This window comes from Ferrithrix thermotolerans DSM 19514 (assembly GCF_900128965.1).
GTDB classification, from domain to species: Bacteria; Actinomycetota; Acidimicrobiia; order Acidimicrobiales; family Acidimicrobiaceae; genus Ferrithrix; species Ferrithrix thermotolerans.
On record NZ_FQUL01000024.1, the window covers coordinates 1 to 21,734 of the forward strand.

General features: G+C 60.7%; 18 protein-coding genes and 2 pseudogenes. 9 read left to right on the forward strand and 11 right to left on the reverse strand.

Annotated elements, in window-relative coordinates; genetic code table 11:
• Window positions 1-171: 171 nt before the first annotated feature.
• The 11 genes and pseudogenes from BUA24_RS08070 to BUA24_RS08115 all read right to left on the reverse strand — a co-directional run bounded on the left by BUA24_RS08070 (window position 172) and on the right by BUA24_RS08115 (window position 8,520).
• Window positions 172-1,347: a recombinase family protein gene (locus BUA24_RS08070; protein ID WP_178138757.1), complete on the reverse strand. Its 1,176-nt coding sequence runs from the start codon at window positions 1,345-1,347 to the stop codon at window positions 172-174.
• A gap of 86 nt (window positions 1,348-1,433) precedes the next feature.
• Window positions 1,434-1,922: an ImmA/IrrE family metallo-endopeptidase gene (locus BUA24_RS08075; protein ID WP_245790374.1), complete on the reverse strand. Its 489-nt coding sequence runs from the start codon at window positions 1,920-1,922 to the stop codon at window positions 1,434-1,436.
• A gap of 15 nt (window positions 1,923-1,937) precedes the next feature.
• The gene (locus BUA24_RS12520) at window positions 1,938-2,093 is read right to left on the reverse strand and encodes a hypothetical protein (protein ID WP_178138758.1); all 156 of its coding nucleotides are present in this window, start codon (window positions 2,091-2,093) and stop codon (window positions 1,938-1,940) included.
• Window positions 2,090-2,518, reverse strand: coding sequence for a helix-turn-helix domain-containing protein (locus BUA24_RS08080; protein WP_072791159.1), 429 nt, complete (start codon window positions 2,516-2,518; stop codon window positions 2,090-2,092). Before BUA24_RS08080 ends, BUA24_RS12520 begins: the two co-directional genes overlap by 4 nt.
• Window positions 2,519-2,637: 119 nt before the next feature.
• Entirely contained in the window at window positions 2,638-3,726 is a 1,089-nt protein-coding gene (locus BUA24_RS08085) for a DNA-methyltransferase (protein ID WP_084660331.1), read from the reverse strand.
• Window positions 3,723-4,628, reverse strand: a pseudogene (locus BUA24_RS13175) (replication-relaxation family protein). The gene BUA24_RS08085 and the pseudogene BUA24_RS13175 overlap by 4 nt, the downstream one beginning before the upstream one ends.
• The gene (locus BUA24_RS08100; protein ID WP_072791168.1) at window positions 4,625-6,883 is read right to left on the reverse strand and encodes a type IV secretion system DNA-binding domain-containing protein; all 2,259 of its coding nucleotides are present in this window, start codon (window positions 6,881-6,883) and stop codon (window positions 4,625-4,627) included. Before BUA24_RS08100 ends, BUA24_RS13175 begins: the two are co-directional and overlap by 4 nt.
• Complete coding sequence (locus BUA24_RS12525; RefSeq protein ID WP_178138759.1) at window positions 6,880-7,032, reverse strand: hypothetical protein; 153 nt, start codon at window positions 7,030-7,032, stop codon at window positions 6,880-6,882. The genes BUA24_RS08100 and BUA24_RS12525 overlap by 4 nt, the downstream gene beginning before the upstream one ends.
• A 335-nt stretch (window positions 7,033-7,367) precedes the next feature.
• The gene (locus BUA24_RS08105) at window positions 7,368-7,916 is read right to left on the reverse strand and encodes a hypothetical protein (RefSeq protein WP_072791169.1); all 549 of its coding nucleotides are present in this window, start codon (window positions 7,914-7,916) and stop codon (window positions 7,368-7,370) included.
• Window positions 7,917-7,930: 14 nt separating this feature from the next.
• Window positions 7,931-8,152: a hypothetical protein gene (locus BUA24_RS08110; protein WP_072791171.1), complete on the reverse strand. Its 222-nt coding sequence runs from the start codon at window positions 8,150-8,152 to the stop codon at window positions 7,931-7,933.
• Window positions 8,149-8,520: a hypothetical protein gene (locus tag BUA24_RS08115; protein ID WP_072791176.1), complete on the reverse strand. Its 372-nt coding sequence runs from the start codon at window positions 8,518-8,520 to the stop codon at window positions 8,149-8,151. Before BUA24_RS08115 ends, BUA24_RS08110 begins: the two co-directional genes overlap by 4 nt.
• A 108-nt stretch (window positions 8,521-8,628) precedes the next feature.
• Between BUA24_RS08115 and BUA24_RS08120 the strand changes: the two genes are divergently transcribed.
• From BUA24_RS08120 to BUA24_RS08160, 9 genes and pseudogenes are all read left to right on the forward strand, one after another.
• The gene (locus tag BUA24_RS08120) at window positions 8,629-9,495 is read left to right on the forward strand and encodes a hypothetical protein (protein WP_143146465.1); all 867 of its coding nucleotides are present in this window, start codon (window positions 8,629-8,631) and stop codon (window positions 9,493-9,495) included.
• 124 nt (window positions 9,496-9,619) lie between these two features.
• A pseudogene (locus BUA24_RS08125) lies at window positions 9,620-10,429 on the forward strand (N-6 DNA methylase); the annotation flags it as partial.
• 211 nt (window positions 10,430-10,640) lie between these two features.
• Window positions 10,641-11,948 (forward strand): site-specific integrase, encoded by a 1,308-nt coding sequence (locus tag BUA24_RS08130; RefSeq protein WP_419187301.1) that lies wholly within the window; start codon window positions 10,641-10,643, stop codon window positions 11,946-11,948.
• Between the two features lie 569 nt (window positions 11,949-12,517).
• Entirely contained in the window at window positions 12,518-13,780 is a 1,263-nt protein-coding gene (locus tag BUA24_RS08135) for a hypothetical protein (protein WP_143146466.1), read from the forward strand.
• Entirely contained in the window at window positions 13,777-15,906 is a 2,130-nt protein-coding gene (locus BUA24_RS08140; RefSeq protein WP_072791183.1) for a hypothetical protein, read from the forward strand. The genes BUA24_RS08135 and BUA24_RS08140 overlap by 4 nt, the downstream gene beginning before the upstream one ends.
• Window positions 15,903-16,340, forward strand: coding sequence for an MBL fold metallo-hydrolase (locus BUA24_RS08145; protein ID WP_072791185.1), 438 nt, complete (start codon window positions 15,903-15,905; stop codon window positions 16,338-16,340). The genes BUA24_RS08140 and BUA24_RS08145 overlap by 4 nt, the downstream gene beginning before the upstream one ends.
• 229 nt (window positions 16,341-16,569) lie before the next feature.
• A complete protein-coding gene (locus BUA24_RS08150) occupies window positions 16,570-17,364 on the forward strand; it encodes a type III restriction endonuclease subunit M (RefSeq protein ID WP_143146467.1) in 795 nt (264 codons plus the stop codon).
• On the forward strand, window positions 17,361-19,049 hold the full coding sequence (locus tag BUA24_RS08155) for an Eco57I restriction-modification methylase domain-containing protein (RefSeq protein WP_072791187.1): 1,689 nt from the start codon (window positions 17,361-17,363) through the stop codon (window positions 19,047-19,049). Before BUA24_RS08150 ends, BUA24_RS08155 begins: the two co-directional genes overlap by 4 nt.
• Window positions 19,046-21,655 carry a DEAD/DEAH box helicase gene (locus BUA24_RS08160; RefSeq protein WP_072791188.1) on the forward strand — a complete coding sequence of 870 codons (2,610 nt, stop codon included), beginning with the start codon at window positions 19,046-19,048 and terminating at the stop codon, window positions 21,653-21,655. Before BUA24_RS08155 ends, BUA24_RS08160 begins: the two co-directional genes overlap by 4 nt.
• Window positions 21,656-21,734 lie beyond the last annotated feature (79 nt).

A 21,734-nucleotide genomic window follows, 5' to 3' on the forward strand; every position in this document is an offset into this window, starting at 1 on the left:
AGGCTTATGTCCACACTTGATGAACCGGTTGCCTACTTGGATCTCGATAACTGATAGACACTCTACTTCCACTGTCAAGGACTAAATAAAGATCAAAAGTCAATGACAGTTCTATAACCACTTACTAAGATAGACACAGTTCCAAAGACTCTATGGCCTATTTGCACAACTTTAGGCACACAACCCTCGTCGCTTGCGTTCCCGCTCCAGGCCAGCGGTGGAGCGCCTCAGGGCACCGAGGAGCTTCTCTCGGACCTCCTCGCTGAGGGCGGTGCCGAGCTCGATGTCGCCGTAGGCGTCGGAGACGGCCTCCTCGACCGCGGTCGTGGTGAGGAACGGCAGGTCGCAGCGGTTCTTGGCCTGCCTGCCGTAGCAGAAGAAGTAGTCGTACTTGCCGCCGTTGCGGCCGGTGGCGACGAGGAACCCGAGCCGGCGCTTGCAGCGGGCACAGAAGACGGTGCCCTTGAGGTAGTGCTGGTGGAGGCGCTGCCGTTCACCGGACTGATCACGGGAGGAGAGGATCTCTTGGACCTTGCCCCAGACCTCCGAGGTGACGAGCGGCTCGTGACGGCCGGGGTACTGCTCGCCTTTCCACTCGACGACGCCGACGTAGAAGACGTTGCGGAGCATGTACGCGATCTTCGAGGGGCTCATCGGCTTGGGCGGTTCGCGATGGCTTCGGCTGGTGCGTAGTCCGCGCTCCTTAAGTGCGGTGGTCAGGGTCCGCACGGTGTAGTCGCCGGTGGCGTAGGCCTCGAACGCCCAGCGCACGTGGTCGGCGTGCTCCGGGTGGAGGACGATGGTCCTGATCTCGTTGCCGTCGACCATCTCCCGGGTGTTGAGATACCCGACCGGGGCCTTGCCGGGTCGACCGCCCTTCTTGGCCTTCTGGTCCATGCCCTTGCTGACCTCGGCGGCGAGGTTCTTGCTGTAGAACTCCGAGATCGAGGCCATGATGCCGTGCAGCAGGGTGCCGGAGGGGGTCTCGTCGATGTTCTCAGTGACCGACACGAGCGCGGCACCGGCCTCGCGTATCGCCAGGTTGATCGTCACGTCATCGGCACGGTTGCGAGCTAGACGGTCAACCTTGTGGACGATGACGTAGTCGACGTCGCCCTCTTCGGAGAGTCGTTTGAGCATCCGCTGGAGAGCTGGTCGGTCGCTCTTTCGGGCGGACTCGCCGGCGTCGATGTACTCCTCGACGACCTGGGCGCCGATGGCCTCGGCCTTCCGGTAGCACGCTTCGCGCTGGGCCGGGATCGACAGACCCTCGGCATCACGGTCGGTGTGAACCTGGCCGGCGGTTGACACACGCAGGTAGATGACGGCGCGGCAGTTGCCGTTCACCGTGGTCAGGCGAGATGGCAGCTTCCTTCGCTGGTTGGACCGGCGCGCGCTCGCCGGTAGCTCGTTCGGCAAGGGAGCGGTGCTGCTCATGCGAGTCCTTTCTCCGACGATCCCGTGGCTGCCAGGGCGCGCCGGTGGTAACCCTCGGGGGTACCAGTTCGGGGGAAGCGGGGCAAGCGCCAGTCGCTCGCCGTCTGTCCGCAGCGACGCTGGCGTCCGGTGAGACCGGTTTGAGAGAGCCGGACCTGGATGGCCTGCTGGGAGACTCCGAAGTGAGTAGCCAGGTCTGCCGGCCGTTGGATTCCTTCGCCCCAAGCCTTCTTCAGCCAGGGTCTGGGCACGAGGAAGCAGCCGGCGAAGTAGTCGCAGATGCTCTCGACGAAGTCTTCCCGGTCATCTTCGGCAACGCGGGCGTAGAGGATGTCGATGAAGCGGTGGTCGATGATGTGCTTGAACTCGTGTGCCAATGAGAAGCGCTGCCGTGCCGTCGACTCGTTTGCGTTCAGGATGATCGTCCAGCGGCCATTGGACCACTGGGTAGCGCCCGATACCGGCAGCGGGCTGAAGCGTTGCACCTGCAAGCGCGGTTGTTACGAGATGATCCGCTCGCTGGTTGGCGCTTCGTTTACCTGCATGAGCTTTAGGAAGCGGGCGGCTTGAAGTTCGGCGATCCGGTAGGCCTCGGTCCGGGTAAGCGGCCGGATCGGCACAAAGTCCCGCAGCACGGTCAGCACTCCCGGGTTCATGACGCCCTTCTTTCTTCGGTCTCGCCTTCGTCACGTGGCTTCGGTGGAAAGACCGGCTGATCTTCAGGTATGCCGTACTGATGTCGCAGGAAGTTGAAGTACGACTCCAGCTGATCAATGGCCTCAGGCGGCAGGTAGTACTTGCTGCGCAGGTAAGGTCGAAAGTTCGGTAGCTCGCCTTCGATCCGGTACCCTGCCAGCGCATAGAGGTCAGCCGGCTTCGCCTCGATGACCTCTGCCACAAGGTCAAGGGCTTTAGGGCTGGGCATTTGGTAGATACCTGCTTCCAGTTTTACCCAGTAACTGTAGTCGAGCCCACTGCGTCGGATGGCTTCAGCTTTGGTTATGTTTAATGACTCACGTCGCGCCTTGATGAACTCCCCAAGAGCAGCGTTCTTTATCTCTGGTGTTTTCCTCCTTTTCATATTGGTTGGTACTCCTTTCCCTTATATTATCTGCCGTTCCTGGACGGCTGTCCATACTAATAATGTTGTGAATTGCGGATCGCTTGTCGTCCTATAAACGAAGCAACTGTCGGCAGCGGCTACGCCGCTTGTGATTCGTCTTTGATTGGCCGCCGTGCCTTGGCGATCCGCTGATCGGCGATCTCGACAAAGTCGGGGTTGAGCTCGATCCCGAGCCAATCCCGGCCTAGATGCTCTGCGGTAACCCCTACGGTCCCGGCCCCCATGAACGGGTCAAGGACACGACCGCTCCGCCAGTCAGCCCGGCATTCGCAACTCGGCGCGATCGTTCCGAGGCGATCCCGTCGCCGCTCCCGGACCCAGGGCTTAGTGCATCGGCTGCAGACGCGATCGGGGCAGCCGGCGAGGATCGGACGCCGGACAAGGTTCTCCGGGAAGACGGCGAAGTGCGCGCCCCGGTAGCCGGCTGTCGGCACAGTCCAGACGTCGCCGGGGTTCTTGCCGAGCGGATGTCCCGGCCGTCCTTCGGCACGGGTGCGCTCCAGGCCGTCGTTGGCTCCTGCGAGCGGTCCAGCCCAGGCAGGCCGGCGCCCGCCGTACTTGGTGTTGACCATGACCGGACCCGGCCGGCGGGTCGTCTTGTGCGGTACGCGCACAATGTCCAGGTCGAAGTAGTAGCGCTCCGATCGGACAAGGAAGTAGACGGGCTCCCAGGTGGTCGAGAAGCGGTCGGCGATCGAGTTTGGCATGGGGTTCGGCTTGGCCCAGACGACCTTGTTGCGCACGGACCAGCCACGTTCGGCCAAGGCAAGCAGGAGCCGCTCGGGCGCCAGGAGCAAGCTCTTTGCCAGTGCGCCGTAGCTCGGCCCGCGCGAGAAGCTGTCGCCGAGGTTCAGGAAGAGGCTGCCAGTCGGTGTGAGCACTCGGGCGAGCTCGTCGCAGACGGTGATCAGGTGCTGGACGTAGGCGTCGACGTGGGTCTCGGTGCCGATCTCCTTCTCTCCGGCGCCGTAGCGGCGCAGCAGGTGGTATGGCGGTGAGGTCACGACGCAGTCGAAGGTGGCGGTCGGTAGTTGGCTGAGAACCGTGACAGCGTCGCCGTGCAGCACGGTCCGCAGCGGCGGTGTCGACTCCGGCAGGGGCGCCGGGCGTGATCCTCGGGCGCGGCAGTACCGCCAGGCTGACGGCGTGATGATGTTGTTGGTCATGGTTGTCCCTCCCTTCGGGTGTTAGTGATGTACGACGGCAGATCCTCGGTGGTCACGACCTCCGACAGTGGCCCGGCCTCGTGGTCGGCAAGCGCGGCGCGCAGCACGTCGGCGCGGCGCTTGTTGGTGACGAGCCAGAGCACGGTCGGGAAGACCTCGTTGCGTCGCTGCTCGTTGCCCGTGCGCCAGTAGCGCACGTACTGCTGGGCCTTGCGGGCGATGCGCCCGGGATGCTCGGTTGCGCGGTCGACCTCCAGGAAGGCGTTCAGCTCTCACTCACCGACGGCCCAGGCGAGGTAGGCGTCAGGCTTGAGGGTGACGGTCCTTCCGGCTGGTCCTGGAAATGATCGCCAGCAGGTCGGCTCGGTCTCGAACTCCAGCAGCTCGACATGGGCGGTCTCGTGTAGCTGTACGTACAACTCGGTCACGCCAAGGGTGTGATCGACGAAGAGATCGCTCGGTGTCGGTCGGCGAACGGTCTGGTTCTGGAGGGTCTGGGCTAAGCGCTGACCGTTGACGTCGAGGGCATAGGTGTAGCCCTGACTGCCGCCCTTGATGCCACCGACCTGACGATGAAGGCGCGTCACTACCCGAAGCTCACTCAGGCGCTGCAGGTGTCTCCGGCAGGTTCGCGCTCCTGTTGGTGTAGTCGGCCAGATCAGCCGGTTGAGTTGTCCGCCCGACGCCATCCGTACCAAGGCAAGGGTCTCGATGACGAGTTGGTCAGCCTCGCTGAGCTGCTGGCTGAGGCGCTCCAGTCGAGGGGCCAGCGGGCTGCCAGCACCGCTTGCACGTGTTGGGTCGTTGCGCGTTTCGCCCCTGTTATGCGGACTGATCAGGTGGTTTCTCGTCGCCGTCTCCACCCGATCGGACACCCGATCGGACATCGGCTCGTTGCTCATGACGGACGTCTCCAACGCCTACCGACCGGGCTATCACCGTTGGTCGGGGCCTCCACCCGGGCCCGGCGTGCCGCGTCGATCTGGTCTCGGGGGACGCCCCAGCGCTCCCGTGACAGGCTCCGCAGCTCGCTCGGGGACCGCAGCGGACGTTCCGGCGGCAGGGTTTGGATGCTCGCTGGCGGTTGCACCTGACCGCCAGCGTAGATGGTGGTGATCGCCTGGTAGGGGTCGAGGCCCATGATGTCTTCGGGCGTGAGGCCGTGCCCGAACTCGCAGGCGAACACCCCGGCGTCGTCGCGGGAGGTGGCGAACGTGGCCTTGGTCCTGGCGTTGGTCATCGCCGCTGCTCGGATGTCTGCCGGGATCTGACCGAGGTGCTGGGCGGCGAGGGTGACCCCGACGCCGTACCCGCGCGCTTGGGTGAGCATGGTGTCGATCGAGCTGGCCGGGAAGCGCAGGACGGCACCGACCTCGTCGATGATGACGCTCGCCGGACGGCGTTTCGTCTTCGGAAGCGCAGCCCGGGCGGCGATCGCATGCCACAACTGGTTGATCAGCATCGCCCCGAGCAGCGCGGTCGTCTCGTCACCGAGGAGCCCGACAGGCAGCCGGACCAGGATAACCTGCTTGTCCCGCAGCAGCCGTCCGAAGTTGATCGCCGGGCTCGCCTGTCCGATGACAAGGGCTACGGGTGAGCGACCGACGAAGGCCCGAAGCTTGTTAAGCGGGGCGCCGGTCATGGCGTTCCACTCGGCCGTACCCAGGTTGTCGGCCCAGTTCCACCAGGCCCGGACGTCCTCGCCCGGATCATGGGCGGCAAGCACTCGGCGTCGAAACCCCTGATCGACGACCAGACGAGGTGCTTCAGTCATGGTGAGGTCTGGGTGCGAGGCGATGGTGAGCAGGACGTGGCGCAAGATGTCGACTGACCGAGGCCCGAGGTTCTCACGCCAGATGTCGACCATCAGGCCGAGGACCCGATCAACGACGAGCTCTCGTTCGCTTGGGTTGGCGCGCAAGGGATCGAAGCCGACCGGCCGATCGTCGGTTGGGTCGAACAGGATCGTGTGCTCCAGTCGTTCGGCCGGAAGTCGAGCCGCAACCGCGTCGACCAGGTCCCCGTCCTTCGGGTCGATCACGACCAGGGCATGACCTGCTCGGGCATCGTGCTCGGCCAGATGTGTGAGCAGCACGCTCTTACCGGAACCCGTGGGGCCGACCACCAAGCTGTGGTAGGTGCGTGACCCAGGGTCGATGGCAACCGACCGGACACTCCTGGGATGGGTGCCGATACCCAGCACCGTTCCATGGGTCAGCACAGCGGCGGTGACAGGAAGGGGGCGGCTACTGGCAAGGCTGACTCCGGGAAGCGCAGTCGCTTCAAGCGGGTAGCCGACCAGGCCAGTGGCTTCCTCGGCATTGAGGAGGACCGGCCACGCGGTGAGCGGACGCCATACGGTCGTGATCCGGCGGGCGACCGACCTGCCGCTCAGCAGCCTTAGCTTTAGGAGCGTCCCCGGAGCCCGGGTGGTGTGCCAGGACGCTTCCACGTCCCTGAGCAAGCTTCGGCTCCGCCCTGGCGTGGCGCCAGAGATGCCGATCCGCAGGGTGGCCAGGAGCAGCGGAGCACTTCGCTTCTTACGCAAGGCGCTGACGGCCTCGCTGGTCAACAACACGCCGTCATCGAGGTTGGTTGCTTGCTCACGCTCGGCAGGAGTCGCCAGACGTGCGGGTAGGACGGGTCGCGCAGGCGAGAGCAATGTCTGAACGACAATCGTCTCCTCTCCGAATAGCGGCTGCAGCGACGAGAGCAGCCCAGAGGAGAGTATGACGCTGTCGACGTTCAGGCTGCGCTCGGCGTTCGTCAGCCGATACTCCGCGCCGCTGCCCAATTGCGGGTAGCGAATAACGGTGCTGCGCTCATAACGAACTGCGGGCAGATGCGCCGCAATTGCCGCTTCAATATGGCGGGTAAAAGCTCGCGGCACGAGCAGGCGGTGCCGAGCGCCGTGTCGATCGGCATGTATCTCGCTTACGACAAATGGGGTGTGCCACCACCGTCGCCACCATGGCGGTAGCAGCCCGCTGATACTGCCCAGGAATGCCTCGACTCCTTCGGTGTCCAGGTTGGTCGGGAAACGAAGCTCGAAGGCCTCCAATGTCTGGCGTTGCTGGCGGGCGTCAGCAGCCTTCGCGAGAACCAGCTCGAGCATGATGCCGACCGGGAGCAGCAGCGCCAGGGCGAGCCAGATCACTGCGTGCCCCCGTCGGCTGGATCGGTCGCGTTGTTCGAGTGGCTCGTGTCGGCGATCTCGTGAAGCAACAGCAGCAGGCCCGCGACCAGTCGCTCGACGTCTACCTCTTCCTTCCGGATCGCCGTGATCCGGACCTTGCGCTGCGCCATGTCACCTCCTTTCGTTTGCTGCAGTTGCGGCCAGGAGACCTGCATCGAGGACGCGCTGAACTAAGCGTCATGTGATGCGCTGTATCCCCGGAGGTCTCCGCCGCTGTCCACGATGTCTCACGCCGACCTATTGGCCGTCAAGTGATGTCGGCTATTCCACAACGACTACTACCGGTAGCCACGTCCAGGTCTGTGCCGGCCGAACAGCCACCAAGCGATGATTGCCACGGCTACGACCCCGCCGAGCAAGGGCACCACCGGCTGGATGAGCGCCGCACCAACCCGAACGCCGACGCACACCAGCAGCACGACCCCGACAGCCTCAATGAGCTTCTTCACGGTGAACTCACTGCCTCGGCAGCCACCTCATCGGTGATCGCCTCGTCGAACGTGCTGTTCAAGCAGCGCAGCGCGAAACGTCTTTGATTACTGACGAAGCGTCCGGTGTGGGCCACGAACAAGGCCTGACCGATCGTGTCGGCTTCCAACAGGCGGTACTCGATCGACCCGGGCGGATATCCAGCCCGGCGCAGCCGCGCCAGGTGACACGACGCGACGAGCAGTTCGGGTTCCGTCTCGAACCCGGCCCGCAGAAAGTACTGGCGGGAATCGTGTACAAACCGGAATGCGACGTTGTCGGCTGGTTCCTGGTAGATCGTCTGCTCGCAGAAGCGATTGGACACCCGTACCGGCAGCTCGGTGAGCATCGCCGCTCGGAACTCCTCGACTACCGCCTCCAGGGTTTGCGGGGCGATCCGCGCTCCACGCCAGCGCACTCCGAGCTCGGCGGCAGTCTCTTCCGCCAGGTCCCGAATCCAGATGCTGAGGTTGGCCTGCGCCTGCTCAATCTCTCGCGTCTCGGACGAGGTGTCGAGTAGCGACATCCTGCCAACCCCGCCTACGGCCGGTCGAAGCGACGACGCCCCGCCGCTTCAGCCATCGACACGAAAGCCGACCGGGTCAGATCGTGAAGCTGCCGTTCTGCCTCAGCTGCTTCAGCCCGGACACTTTGCAGATCAGCCATCCACGACTGGCCGCCCAAGCGAAACCCGAGCAAGTAGACGAGCACGACCACCATCAGGAAGGCGCCGACCAAGCCGACGATGAGTAGGGCGGTCACTGGCGGCCCTCCCGGCAGAAGTCCGAGATGGTGTCGGCGATGATCTCGCCTTTGCCCATCTTTGCCACGTCGGTGAAGAACTTGAGGTCGTCTGCCAGGAAAGGGTCACCCTGAGCCAGGGTCGCCGCCCAACGGCTGAGCATCGCCTGACCGCTCATCGCCTCACGGGTGAGACGGTCGATCTCCTGCAGCTTCTCGTTCTGGACGATGGCATGGGCCTGCACCGATGCCATCCGCACCAGGGTGTTGCGCTGGACGGTGCTAAGCGCCCGGCTGGTGCGACGATCCGTTCCAGCGAGGGCCGACAGCCCGACGCCGACATTCGGCACCACCTCCGTGGTCGATGACTTGGGTACCAGGTTGGACATCCACGGTCTCCTTCTTGATCCGGGATCGACGCCGATCGTCAACCGCCGATCCTGAGTGTGAAGAGCGAGAAGTCCACGCGTAGGGTGCCGACTGGGTAATTTGTGGGTATGCCCGCGGCAGCTGTGCTCTCCTCGCCAACTGAGGAGCTGCGCCGCGAGCTAAAGCTGCTGCTTAAGAACGGTTTCCCACTTACGGACGCGACCGCCGGTGATGTCCTGACCGAGCAGCGGGTGGTCATCGCTCACGCCCAACACCCCGAGGAGCGGGCCAGCCGGATCAGCGCCCTAGACCGGGTCATCCGGCGGCTCCTGGGCGACTTGGGTCCCTCTGCTCGGGGAGAAGCCGCACGCAGGCTGTTCGGCACTGCTCGGGGCATGCGTGGGACAACGCTCACTGCCCGCCGCTTAGAGGCGGCGCAGATCCTGGAACGCCACGAGGATCACGTCCGCAAGCACATCGAGCCGAAGCTGCTCGACGAACTGGCCTTCGCCTTCCACCAGGAGAACCTGCGCTACAAGCCGGTTGCCGAACACGGCCGACCAACCATCGCCGTCCACGAGGACACGCCGGTGGTCACCGAGGACTCATACACCGAGCAGGAGGAACTGCTCTGCCGGGTCTGGAGTGCTGTCTACGGCTACCGGGCTGAGCTGATTGCCACCGAGCGACGCCTCCGAGAGGCCAGAAACGAGGAACGCGAGCCCGACGCCGACCTCAAGGAGCACCTTGACACCGGGACCTGGCAGCTGGCTCGCTTGCTCAGCTTCGTCTCGGACTACCTCGACCGCTACGGCGAGCAGATCCTGCACGGGGACACTCCCTTCAACGTCGAAGGGTTGGTTGCCCTGGCTGGTTGGCATGGCGGTCTCGGCGGTGACGACGCCAAGCGACTCCGCTACGTCTTGGCGCGTTCAGGCACTGAGAACCGAACCGACTTTTTGAAGCTACTCCGCGACAAAACCCTGTCCACATGATGCAAACGAGAGCGGAGTACAGATTGCAAACGCAAGCCGATCACTGTATCATGAGCGATAACAATATGAGACATATATATAGAACAAAGAGCGTTGCGACATATGCCGCCAGGAGGGCGACGGCATGACGCTGCGCAAGTCCGATTTGTATGGCTCGCTCTGGAAGAGCTGCGACGAGTTGCGGGGCGGTATGGACGCCTCGCAGTACAAGGACTATATCCTGACGCTGCTCTTCGTGAAGTACGTCTCGGATAAAGCCAAGACTGACCCCGACAGCCTAATCGAGGTTCCGGACGGTGGATCGTTCGATGACATGATAGCCCTCAAAGGCAATAAGGAGATCGGCGACAAGATCAACAAGATCATCGCCCGGCTTGCCGAGGCGAACGACCTACAGAAGGTCATCGACCAAGCCGACTTCAACGACGAAGAGAAACTGGGTCGCGGCAAGGAGATGCAGGACCGGCTCACCAAGCTGGTCTCGATCTTCGCCGACCTCGACTTCAAAGGCAGCCGCGCCGAAGGTGACGACCTGCTTGGTGACGCCTACGAGTACCTGATGCGCCACTTCGCCACCGAGTCCGGCAAGAGCAAGGGCCAGTTCTACACGCCCGCCGAAGTATCCCGGATACTGGCCAAGGTCGTAGGAATCGGTCCCACGACGAAGCTGGACCAGACGGTCTACGACCCAACCTGCGGATCCGGATCGCTACTGCTCAAAGTCGCCGACGAAGCGCCACACGGGATCACGATCTACGGCCAGGAAAAAGATAATGCCACCTGGGCCTTGTCAAAGATGAACATGATCCTGCACGGCAACGAGATCGCCGACATCCGCAAGGGTGACACGATCACCAGCCCGCAGTTCCTGAACGGAAGCCAGCTTCGCACCTTCGACTTCGCGGTTGCTAATCCGCCGTTCCTTGTAATGTCACCGTGTTGTGATATATTGTGTTGCAATGTTGGAGGACACAGAAAAGACGGACTGGCGGCTCTGCCGGGCACAGCGCACGACGTGGAGAGGGAACTACAGTTCGTCGCTGCTTGACGAATGGGACAGCCTCGAAGAGGTTGAACAACGGCTGGGCATCGTTCCCGGTCTGCCGTTCCTGTTGCGACCAGACGGGACCGTCGATAGTGACGTGGTGGCGTACTTCACGAGTGCAAGCTTCAAGAGATTGGCTCCGGCATCTCGCCTGTCGTACGCGATGGACTTGAAGGTGTTTTTCTCCTTCCTGGAGCGACAGGGCGCGAGTTGGCGAGATGCCACGCACGACAGCCTGCTCGACTACGAATACTGGCGTCGGCGTGACACCGATAACCTTCAGCGAGTGAGTGGTGCCAAGTTTGCCCGCGAACTGGCCGCCTGTGGTCGCTTCTACAAGTGGCAAGTTGACCACGGTGTCATCGAAGCGAGTCCTGTGCTGACGACGACGTATCGTGATCGGCGTGGTGACGTGGCGACAAGAGCGCAACTCCAGCCGACGAACGTGCGTTCCGTGAAGGTCAAGTGGCTTACTCCCCGCGCCTACCGGCGCTGGCGCGATGTCGGGCTTGGTGGTTACAACGGGGATGGCCTGCTGGACAGTTCGTGGCGAGGTCGCAACGACGATCGCAATGTCTCGATGAGCGAGCTGATGTGGTCCAGCGGGCTGCGATTGCGAGAGGCTGGCTCGGTCTTGCTTACCGAGCTACCGACAGCGCAATCCGCAGACCAGTACGTTCGTGGACACGTCGCTGAGGCAGTCGCGAAAGGTAGGGGTCGCGACTTTTGGGTCTCGCGCAGTGCCTTGCGGCGCATTGACGCTTATGTCATGACGACTAGGGCTGCTGCGGTTCGACGTGCTCAGGTCTCTGGGCGCTACGACGAAATCGCCGAGCGGCGATTAGTCACTCAGATGAACGCTCGTGGAGATCTAATCATGGAAGACCGTCGTGGGCGATCCGAACGCACGAACATCAATGAGATGGACAGCGAGATCCGCCGATGCCTCTTCCAACAGACTGACGACGGCGTCGAGCCGCTCTCTTTGTGGCTAACGGAGGCCGGAACTCCGATGCCTTATCTGACCTGGGAGGCGGTGTTCGCTGGCGCAAGCAGTCGATGTGCCGCACAAGGTGTCCCAATCACTTGCCATCCGCACATGCTTCGTCACTCCTTCGCACTCCGCATGCTGGTCACGCTTATTCACAACTTCGACAGGCGTCTTGGGTTGAGCGAGCGAGAGCGCCTTGAGTACCGGCACCTATTTGGTGACCCCTGGGTGTTGGTTCAGCGATTGCTAGGTCACTCCAACCTCGTGACGACCAAGTCCTACTACTTGGAACCGGTTCAGGGTCTACAGGTTGACATGTTTCTCAACGCGGACACTGACGATGAATCCGTACAGCAGCTGCTCACCAGAATTTCTGAGATGTCGCCGCTGGTCCAAGACCTTGAAGGTCCCGCATGACGCGTAAGACTTCGGGTCACGCCGCAGCAATGCCGAAGCCGGGGTACAGCCGTCCTTCTCAGCGTGACGCGACTGGCCTCATGGTTACGCACATCACCGAGGACGGGGCGGTCACGAAAGTGTTTGACTTTCGTGAAGTCGATTGCCCGCCGGCTCTCTTACGGTCATTGGTCAGCGGATTCGCCGTAGCGACGGGAACTGACGGACGTTGGAAGTCGGCATCTTCCGCTGTTGCCGGGGCAGATACTTTGCGTCGGTTTATCCGCGAAATTGCTATGCAGCAGAGACCGCCGACTTCGATCAATGAGGTTGGACCAGAAGTGTGGTGGACCTGGCGTGCTGACGTTCAGGCTAAGAATCGTTGGCCGACCGCCGTCAATCACATGCGCGTTCTGCTTTTAGACACGCCTGGGCTTCCAGACACCACCCGAAAGGCCCTACGGGCTCGAACGCGTAAACCAAAAACCCGTCTTTACGATGCCTACACGCGAAGTGAGTTCCAACGAATTAAGAGTGCTGCATCAGCCATCGTTCGGACTGGCCAGCAGCGTATTGACGCCAACCTTGCAATGCTCACCGCCTATCGCGCCGGAGAGGAGCCGTCCAACTCCCCGACGGTCCGCATACGAGGAGAGCTATGGAGCGCTGGCTCGCTGCTTGACTATCTTGCGCGAACCGGCGGCGTGCCCACCGAACTTACCGCCGCGGGACAATTCGCGTTGAGGAAGTTACTCAACCTCGAGGGCGCATCCACAATCAATGAGGCCCTCTTCCCAAACTCGATGGAAGCTCTTTCGATGACGTACCTGCTCGTGTGCGAGCGTGGGTACAACCTTTCAGTAATCAATCAGCTGACAGTCAACCTTGACCGCGCCGATGATCGCAAGGATGAAATGCCAGTGTATGTGTTGCACCTGGACAAGCCACGTCGCGGACCGGCAGCACGATTCAGTGATGAGAGTCTCAGCGGTGAGTCGGGAAAGTTGATTGATCGAGCGATTGCGTTGACGGCGCAGGCTAGGGCCACAATGGCTGAACTGGGAAACCCTACAGATTCGCTGCTGTTATTTCGCAGCGGCAATCCATACGGCGGTAGGGAGATATTCCAGACACAGCTGGAAAATCCAAATCTGGTACAAAAGCGTTGGCACGCCTCGGCCGCCCTGTTGGCCGATGACGGAACCGCACTTCAAGTCACTCACCGACGACTTCGCTTAACCGAGCAGGTCCTCAACACCAAGCCTCGACAGAACTCACCGACCGTCAGCGAGTCGGTGTACCGACGCCAAGATCCACAGACTCGCCGGGAGGCAATGGCCACCATCATTAGGGGGCAGGCCGAAGCGCTCGAACACGCACGGGTGACCGTCGCTATGCGGTCACTGAGTGGCCAGGACATCGCTGAGGCGCAAGTGAATCCATCCGCACTCGCCGATCGTCTCGGCATTTCGGTGGAGAAGGTGCCTCTGCTACTTTCGGGCCTCCTGGATACCGGGACGGGAGCATGCCTCGACTTTCACAGCAGCCCCTTCACCCACGACGACTCCGGAAATTGCACCGCGTCCTTCCTTGCATGTCTTGGCTGCCCCAATGCTGTGGCTACACCAGACCATCTACCGCGCTTAGTCGCCTTGAGCGACGCGCTTGAGCGCATTGCGTCAGCCGTCACTCCAGCCGTGTGGAACGAGGACTTCTCTGACCACTTCGCACGCCTGACGGCACTGCTCACGGCCAACACCACCGCGGAGCAACGCGGCCAAGCACGAACACAGCTCAGCGATGCAGATGAGGAGTGCCTCGAACGGCTACTAGCCAGGAGGCTTGACGCATGAGTAGATCTGCCGCAGCGAGACACCGTGAACCGCAAATCTTTCAGACGGGTGCGGAAGAAGTCGTCTTCCGTAACGTGCAGGCAGATCCCGATAGCGGTCCGCTATCGCGCTACGGCGACGATGCGTGGCTCTTGCACCCAATGGCACAGAAGCTCACGTCAGATCCTCTCAAGATTGATTTCGCGACCCTGCCTTCGTCGTATCGCGACACGGGTAAGCGACTCGTCTGGACGTTCATCAATGAACGAACTCCAATGGATGCGCTGTCACGCCCTACGGCAATCCGAGATCGCCTCGCCGCTGGCTCAATCCCAACAATCTTTCACGACATTCGCATGTTCCTGAAGTGGTTAGACGCGCGTGGCGTCACTGATCTTCGTTCAGTGACGCCGGGCGATTTCCGGGCGTACGCTAGCCACGTCGCTGGGCGAAGTGTTACACGCGAAGTAAAAGGTCGCCAGCTTTTTAGCGTGACGCGCATCTGGCTGATTGCCCCGTATCTGCCACTCGACGATCGGATGCTGCGTCCGACATGGGAAGACATTGCAGCGCAAGAAGATCGGATCGACTCCGTCATCGGACCCGCCAACTGGACTGGCGAAAACAAGAGGCTGCCGGTACATCCACAGTCCATGTCAGCACTTCTGCTCGCTGCTCTTCGTTTCATAGAGGTGTTCCGTGACGACATTAACAATGCCGTCGCCGACAAGGCGAGGATGCAGACTCAGATTCCTCTGCGCCAAGAGCCCGAGCACGTTGAGAGGGCAAACGCGTATCTCCACCGTCTAAAGGCATCGGGTGGATCGCTGCCCGGAATGCGAGGAACCGGTCCAAAACCGCCTAACGACATAAACCTTGCCATTCAGTATCTGGCAGCCACGCTGAGAATCACTGAGAACCTGGCAAAGTCGTTGAGCAATCGTGGCGTCGCGATTCGCCTCGGTACTGCGATGCCTACCACCATCACTGGTCTGGTAGATGGTGAGCCGTGGTGCAGTGCCATCGACTACTACGAAGTGGAGCAACTGCGTCACATGCTGATGATTGCGTGCTTCATAGTGGTTGCGTACCTATCGGGCATCCGCGTCGAAGAATGCCGTGCGCTTAGGCGAGGCTCTTGCACCGCCGCGCGCCCCGAGCCCGGCATGCCACCGCATTTCGAGATTCGCGGGCATTCGTTCAAAGATGCGTTGGACGAGGACGGCAATGCCATCCCGGGTGGAGTCGAGCGTGAAACTCCTTGGTTCGTCCTTGAGCCAGTCGCGAAAGCGATCGCCACCGCAGAGGCGATGCACAGCAGCGGTTATGTCTTCACACGTGGGTTGTTCAGAGCACACAAGCAGGAAGAACTCGAACCGCCGCTTGCGCAGGCTACTCGCGACTCCATACGCGGTTTCGTTGACTGGTGGAATGCCTATTGCGAGACCAACGGCAACACACGTGACGTAATTCCACCAGATCCTGATGGAGCCATAGTCCCTGCTCGTTTCCGGCGCACGCTGGCATGGTTTATCTACCGAGTACCCGGAGGCCGGATTGCTCTCGGTCTGCAGTACGGACACTTACGAGGCTATACGAGCGATGCCTACGGATCTCGTGTTGCGAGTGGACTACGCGACGTGTTTCCAATGGAAGAGGCATTGGCGGTAGCGGAAAGCCTTCACGAGGCGGCGCAGCGACTTGACGCGGGTGAACAAGTTTCAGGACCTGCATCCTCTAGGTACGTCAGTGGCGTCCGCGTTTTCCAGCGGACATTCGATGGCGCCTACTTGACCGCTCGCCAAATGGCGGCGCTTCGTAGAGATCCTCGACTACGTATCTACGACAACCCTTCTCGCGCACTCGCCTGCGTGTATGACCAGACGAAGGCACTCTGTCACCCGGACCGCAACCGCAACCGAGCGGATGTCACTCGCACTCCGGACATGAGTCGTTGCCGGGAGAACTGTGGCAACATCGCCCGCACTGATACTCACGCCGAATCGCTACAAGCGGAAATCGGTAATCTGCGTGAAGAGGCGGAAAGCCCGCTCACGCCCGAGCCAATTCGTGTGCGCCTGCTTGCGAGGATCGCCAAGCGAGAGAACGAACTTCAAGTACACACCCAGCAACGGAGCGTCTTATGACCCCTGACAAGCGCAAGCCCGCAGCAAAGATCGAGACCGTTGGTCAAGATGGTCTCGACCGTTTGCGCATCCGAGACGCGATGGCGCGTTTGATTGATGGAGCGCCGCTCTACTCCGATGGGAAACTGACGGTGAAATCGCTCGCCGAAGAAGCCCAGGTGAAGCGTTGGCTCCTAACCCATAAGCACATTGACCTGCAGGACGAGTTTCGAGCCAAGGTCGCTCAAGTCAACCACGTGCCGGCCGCTTTGCATCAGCATATTGACGCCAGACAGCAACTGGAACAGCGGGTCGCTCACCAGGCAGCAGAGCTACGCCAGGAACGTGAAACCGTGAAACGGTTGGAGCGTGTTGTGCTCGCTTTGACGTTGGAAAATCAACGTCTGCAAGTTGAGGCTTCAGCAACTGCCAACGTCGTGCGGATCAAGCCATGACCTGCGGTCTCCAGATGACAGGGATGAGTGCCACAATTATGGCCTCGCGCACGATGGAGATTGTCGGCGTGCGGCAATTGCGTGATTGGACAATAGGACGGAGGACGGTTACTGAATGACGTCACTGAATAGATCGGTTCGTGCCGACACTAAGAACATGGTTGAGGGCGCAAAGAGTCACCTCCGAAATGAGAGCATAAGAGGGGCAAGTGCACCGAGGGGGAAGTTGATGTCTGCACCAAAATGGTGCTCAGCCACACGAAGCGCTGACTGCGAAAACGATCCCGATGCTGGTTGGGTTTACGAAACTGATTCCAACATCGCTTGGCATGAGTCCGCCAAACTGGTGGAATTGACTGGCGATGCCATCCTGGCTCCCCTTGAAGCGCAGTTCGGTCAAGTCCGATCACGCCAGCGCGTTCGTGAGTTGGCGGAGGTATTCACGCATCAGCGCGAGGTAGACGCAATGCTTGACATGATCCCAGATGCGTTCACTGAACTCGACGTGACGTTCTTGGAGCCGACCTGCGGTTCCGGCAACTTCCTCGTCGAGATCCTACGACGCAAGTTGCAGATGGTCAAAAAAGCGGAGTGCGTTTCCCAAGAGCACTATGAACATCGTCTGCTACGAGCGTTGGCGTCGATCTACGGCGTTGACATCTCGATAGACAACGTCACCGAGGCACGAGCTCGTATGGCCCACACGGTGCTAAGCCACTACCAATCGGACGCCAATACCATCGAGCCAACGACTGGTTTCTTGAACGCTGCCGCACTCATCCTTGGCGACAACATCGTGCTCGGTGACTCAATCAACAAGGCAGACGAGATTGAGCTGTGCGAGTGGCGCCCGTATTCCGCTGGTCGGTTCCAGCGTGTCTGGAGCTGCGCGTTGGTCCCCGAGCATGCACGAAGCTTGTTTTGGCAGGAGCGAGTGCAAGACGTTGAACCGATTCACTACAGCGAGCTGTTCGCCGCGGCAACGCCACCCAAGACCAAGAGCCGAACAAGGACGAAGAAATGAGTACGACTGACTCAAAGATCACCACCATCGGCGTGGGGACCGTGCGCACTCACCATATCCCCGACATCCTGGACGTGATCGCGGCGCTCTCATCAGACGCAATTCCGACGCCACCGCTGCTGGCTCGTGCTCTGCTCGATCTACTGCCTATCGACGTATGGAGCAACCCCGACTATCGCTGGCTCGACCCAGCGACGAAATCAGGCTCGATTCTTCGAGAAGTTGCCCGCCGTCTGATGGAGGGTCTGGCTAAGTGGGAGCCCGATCCCCAGGCGCGGGCGCAGCACATTCTGAAGAACATGTTGTTTGGCGCGGCCATCACCCAAGTCCACGGTGAGATGACTCGCCGGTCGGTCTACGTGTCTCGAGACGCTGCTGGTGCCCACTCTGCGGTGCTGTTTGATGATCCTCAGGGCAACCTGCCCTTCATTCAAGCTGAACATGATTACCCCACGAACAGGGATGGGCGAGCTTCGGGACCGTGTCGCATCTGTGGCGCCCCTGTCCGACTCGAACGTGGATCTACCAGAGAGAACTACGCCTACGCCTTCATCCATGGGGCGTATCCAACCGAGGAGATGAAAGACATGAAGTTCGACGTGATCGTGGGTAATCCACCGTATCAGATAGGGACCGGAGGTTTCGGAGCTTCGGCATCGCCGGTATACCAACTGTTCGTAGATCATGCCATCAATCTCAATCCAAAATACCTTGTCATGATCATTCCGTCTCGTTGGTTCACCGGTGGCAAGGGGCTCGATGACTTTCGTGCCCGCATGATCGCCGACCGCCACATTGTGAAGATCGTGGACAACCCCAAGCTCTTCGACTGTTTCCCGGGCGTTGAGATCAAGGGCGGGGTCAACTACTTCCTCTGGGACCGTGACCACGATGGTGACTGCGAGTTCTCTACGCGCATTGATGGAACCATCATCTCAACTACGACACGTGACCTTCGTGTGGGCCACGGCGTCATCATCAGGGACAACCTGGCGCAGTCAATCGTCGAGAAGTGTCGGCCGGAGAAAGTGGAGGACTCGCTCGTTCCTCGCTTCTCCATGAGGGCACCCTTCGGACAGTCTCTTGAGACAAACTTCTCCGGAGCTGCTGATGTACCGTTCGAAGGCTCACTTCCGCTGATCTTCGGCAGTCACATAGGCTACATCCGACCCGACCAAATCGAGAAAAACGCGGCCTGGGTGAAAAAGTGGAAGGTCCTGGTACCCGTCGCTGGGGACGGACACGGCCGAGAAGTCTCTTATGTGTTAGGCGAACCGATTGCGCTTGCGCCGGGGTCGGCTTGTACTCAGACATACCTTGTCGCGGGAGTCTTCGATACCAAGACCGAGGCGCGAAACTACGCCGACTTCCTCACGACCAAACTCGTCCGCTTTTTGGTGCTCCAGCGCAAGAGCACGCAGCACTTGCGATCAGACCGTCTTCGTTTTGTGCCCATGCTTGACATGCAGCGGCAATGGACGGATGAGAACCTCTTCGACCACTTCGGGCTCACTCAAGCTGAACGCGACTACGTCGAAAGTTCGATCCATCCTCGTGAGGCAATCCTTTCGCTTGACTCCCCGATCCCGCCTTCGCACCTGCCAGGTGGATCAAAGTACCGCGCACCCGGTACTGAGCGCGATGCTACCGAGGCTCTTGATACGGACGTGGAGGACGAAGAGTGAGCGTCAAGGCTGCCGGTCGCATCTACGTCTACACGGCACCGGGATACGACACCGAGTGGACTCGCACGGTGGGGTCGTCGAGCATCGAGGGGCGTGGTCGTCTGAAGGTTGGCTGGACCGGTCGACCCGACCCGCTGGTACGTATCAAAGAGCAGTCGGGCACGATGTACCCCGACGGGGAAGGCATCGTTATCCTGCTAGACGAACCGGCGGTTCGCTCAGACGGTACAAGCTTCACTGACTCGGACATCCACAGGGTCCTCGACAACGCTGGGGTTCAACGAAGCAGCGAGGTTGTCGAAGCCACGCTTGATGAGGTCAAGGCCGCCATCGCCGCTGTCCGCTCGGGACTGGACTATGATCCACTGCGCACTGAGGACTTCATGCCACGTCCTGAACAGCAGCAAGCCATCGAGCTCACGAAGACGTACTTTACCCAGCACGCCAATGATCTTCGGCCACCACGCTTCCTTTGGAATGCGAAGATGCGCTTCGGGAAAACGTTCTCGACGTACCAGTTGGCTCGCCAAATGGCCTGGCGTCGCGTTCTCGTCCTGACCTACAAGCCAGCAGTACGAAACGCCTGGCAAGACGACCTGCGTAACCATGTGGACTTTGCTGAGTGGGTCTACTCAGATCGCGATCACCCCTGTGACCCGGACATCGATGCCCCCATGGTCTGGTTCGCCTCGTTCCAGGACCTGCTTGGAACTACGACCGATGGCGACGTCAAGGAACACAACGAGTCTATCCACCTCATCGACTGGGACTGCATCGTCCTCGATGAATACCACTTCGGTGCTTGGCAGGGTGCAGCCAAAGAAGTCTGCAGCCCCGCGAGCGCCGCTAGCTCGACGGAGGCCGAACGCAAGGCCGAGCTGCGCGATCTCGATGAAGAGACAGGGCGCGCTGACGAGGTCACTGAGCTCGTTTATGACGGTATTCCTCGTCTGCTCGCCGCCACACCTGATTCCACCGGCATCAACCAGGACCTTGACGCTAAGGACATGCGACTATCGAGCCGCAGCTACCTATACCTCTCCGGTACTCCCTTTCGAGCTATCGCTGACGGCGAGTTCAACGAAGAGCAGATCTTCAACTGGACCTATCCGGACGAGCAGCGTGCGAAGCGTGCGTGGGACACAGACCCCGCCAAAGACCCGACCCGCAACCCCTACCGGGAACTCCCAGCAATGGAGATGTTCACGTACTCCCTATCGGAGTTGGCGTCGGTTAAGATCGATCAGCGACCAGACGGACTGTTTGACCTCTCTGGGTACTTTGCCGCTAAGAAAGTCGGCTCGGAGTATCACTTCGACGATCCAGATCGCATCAACGAGTTCTTGAACATGCTCCTCGGACGCCTGACTCAGTCAGCGACAGAGAAGCTGCTCAACAACTTCAAGCCACCCTTTCCTTTCAGTGACGGTCGTTTCACCGAGGCAGTTGAGCACACCGTGTGGTTCATGCCAAGCGTCGCATCAGCACATGCGATGAAGGCTTCGCTGCTAGCCCATCCGTTTTTCAAGGACTTCTTGGTCCACGTCGCGGCCGGTGGTACCAAAGTCGGTGCAGCAGCCAAGCCCCCCGTTGACAAGATGCTAGCGGAAGCGGCGAAGCTCGGCAAGCAGACGATCACGCTCTCTGTTGGTCAGTTGATGACGGGCGTGACGGTGTCCCAGTGGGGTGCAATCCTGATCCTGCGCTCCCTGAAGTCGCCCGAGGCGTACTTCCAGGCGGCCTTCCGTGTGCAGTCCCCGTGGACGTCCAAGCGACCCGATGGAACGCGAGTCGTCAAGAAACAGACTTGCTACGTCTTCGACTTCGACCCCAATCGCGCCTTGAGTCTCATCTATCAGTACGGCACGAAGCTTGCACGCTCGACAACGAAGACGGCGCCGGCTGAGGTCATCGGCGAACTCATTGAGTTCCTACCCATCTTCGCCTTTGACGGGGGCCGGATGGACCCGGTTGACGTCAACGCAGTCATGGACTGGGGAACCGCGGGGGCCGGTGCGGCCATGCTCGCCAAGCGCTGGGGAAGCCCTCGGCTCATCGACCTCTCCGAGGCGGTGCTCACAAAGCTGCTCGAAGACACCGACCTTCTCGACCGCTTGGAGCAGATGGAAGACTTCCGCAACCTGCGCGAAGACGCGACCAAAATCATCGCGCAGTCCAAGAAGATCAAGTCCGGCAAGAAGCCCAAAGCGTTCGATGGCGACCCCGAAGACCCAGAGGTGACGGCGGCGCGCAAAGCTAAGCGTGAGCAAGTGAAGACCCTCAGGGCTAAGTTGCTCAAGTTCGTTCAGTCGATCCCCGTCTTCATGTACCTCACGGACTTTCGCGAGGAGTCTCTGGTCGACGTGATTGAGTCACTTGACACCCAGCTTTTCGAGCGCGTGACGGGGCTAACCCTGGACGACTTCCGCAAGCTCTCAGATGTGGGCATCTTCAACCCCGATCAGATGGACGAGGCGATTTGGCAGTTCCGTCTCTTCGAAAGAGCGAGCCTGGACTACCTCGGTACCGGCACTGGCGAGGACACGCAGGAGCGCGTGGGCCTATGGGAACGTACTGTTGCGACCGAAGGCGAAACGGTCACTTAGGCTAGATTCACTTCTTAGGAACGTTTTCTCGAGGTGACTCAATCCAGCCGATTCGACCCATGTCTGTTCATTCTTGAAG

Bases quoted from the DNA above. Each gene is read 5' to 3' on its own strand.
- BUA24_RS12520 (WP_178138758.1), bottom strand. From the start codon at position 2,093: ATGAACCCGGGAGTGCTGACCGTGCTGCGGGACTTTGTGCCGATCCGG.
- BUA24_RS08080 (WP_072791159.1), bottom strand. From the start codon at position 2,518: ATGAAAAGGAGGAAAACACCAGAGATAAAGAACGCTGCTCTTGGGGAG.
- BUA24_RS08085 (WP_084660331.1), bottom strand. From the start codon at position 3,726: ATGACCAACAACATCATCACGCCGTCAGCCTGGCGGTACTGCCGCGCC.
- BUA24_RS12525 (WP_178138759.1), bottom strand. From the start codon at position 7,032: ATGGCGCAGCGCAAGGTCCGGATCACGGCGATCCGGAAGGAAGAGGTA.
- BUA24_RS08105 (WP_072791169.1), bottom strand. From the start codon at position 7,916: ATGTCGCTACTCGACACCTCGTCCGAGACGCGAGAGATTGAGCAGGCG.
- BUA24_RS08115 (WP_072791176.1), bottom strand. From the start codon at position 8,520: ATGTCCAACCTGGTACCCAAGTCATCGACCACGGAGGTGGTGCCGAAT.
- BUA24_RS08120 (WP_143146465.1), top strand. From the start codon at position 8,629: ATGCCCGCGGCAGCTGTGCTCTCCTCGCCAACTGAGGAGCTGCGCCGC.
- BUA24_RS08135 (WP_143146466.1), top strand. From the start codon at position 12,518: ATGCTCACCGCCTATCGCGCCGGAGAGGAGCCGTCCAACTCCCCGACG.
- BUA24_RS08140 (WP_072791183.1), top strand. From the start codon at position 13,777: ATGAGTAGATCTGCCGCAGCGAGACACCGTGAACCGCAAATCTTTCAG.
- BUA24_RS08145 (WP_072791185.1), top strand. From the start codon at position 15,903: ATGACCCCTGACAAGCGCAAGCCCGCAGCAAAGATCGAGACCGTTGGT.
- BUA24_RS08150 (WP_143146467.1), top strand. From the start codon at position 16,570: ATGTCTGCACCAAAATGGTGCTCAGCCACACGAAGCGCTGACTGCGAA.
- BUA24_RS08155 (WP_072791187.1), top strand. From the start codon at position 17,361: ATGAGTACGACTGACTCAAAGATCACCACCATCGGCGTGGGGACCGTG.